Here is a 1,069-nt window from a genome sequence, read left to right on the forward strand (position 1 = left end):
GAGCCTCCGCCAACTTGAAGACGCAGGTCAAAGGGCTGGTGTGACCGCTCCCCGGGGTACTCGTGCTGGCCGTGGGCGGAAGTCCGCTGAGAAGATCATCCGGCAGCGGTTGATTTCGAGGTTCGTCAGGACGAGCAGGGCTCGCAGGAGGCGGGTGGCGCGGGCGGGGTCGGTGCGGAGTTTGGTGAGGATCCGCCAGTTCTTGAGGTGGGCGAAGCCGTGTTCGACTGGTGCACGTCCGACGGCGAGGACGCGGTTGGCCTCCTTCTCGCCTCGAGTGAGCTTGTGGGTACGAGTGGCGATGTAGCCGGTGACGATCACGGGATCGAGGACGTCATTGTCCAGGCCGCGGAAGCCGAGGTCGGCCAGCGCCCCGAGACCGACGGCGCGCAGGTGGGCCAGGATGTGGTCGTGGCGGGCGGCTGTATTGTCGTGGGTGCGCCCGGGCCGGGCAGCGGATATCCAGATCAGGCGGCCCTTCTCGTCGGTCAAGGCGAGGAAGTGCAGGCCGTGGCTGCGGTGCTTGCCGGAGTAGTTTCGCCGGTCGGCCTTGCCGGTGCGACGCTGGGTGCGGATGAGGGTGCCGTCGATCAGGACCACCTCCCCACCCTGTTTCGCGATCTTCTTCAGGGCTCGGTCCAGTCGCGGCGCCTGGGCGGCGAGCAGTCCGATCAGTTCGTCGCGCCAGCGACGGACGGTGGATTCGGACACGTTGTTGCCGCCGGCGATGTCGGCCAGGCGCTGGTCGTGGCGCAGTAGGGCCAGGACGATCACCGCGATCTTTCCCGGCGGCAGGATCCGCCATCTGGACCGGATTGCTTTCAGGTGGCGTCGCAGCAGATCGGCGAGGTGGTTGACGGTCCGCGTGGACAGCGGTAGGCGGCACTGGTAGACAAGGGGGCAGGTGTCCTCGGCGCGCTTCTTGGCATTCGTCACACAATTCCAACGGTCGCCGAGGGCACACTGGTTACGCCCGTGTCGAGCGGCTCAGCGTGACGGTACTCCTGATCGTGGCGGTGCTCCTGGTCACAGGCGGGCGGTGAACCGGCCGTCGGGCAGTTTGCGCAGC

Annotated in this window: 1 protein-coding gene; it reads right to left on the bottom strand. The window is 67.4% G+C overall.

Translation table 11 applies throughout. The features are described from left to right. Nucleotides 1–27: 27 nt before the first annotated feature. Nucleotides 28–936 (bottom strand): transposase family protein, encoded by a 909-nt coding sequence (locus ACIP5O_RS36900; protein WP_401302251.1) that lies wholly within the window; start codon nt 934–936, stop codon nt 28–30. Between the last annotated feature and the right edge of the window lie 133 nt (nt 937–1,069).

The organism is Streptomyces sp. NPDC088915, assembly GCF_044749825.1.
In the GTDB taxonomy this organism is placed as follows: Bacteria; Actinomycetota; Actinomycetes; order Streptomycetales; family Streptomycetaceae; genus Streptomyces.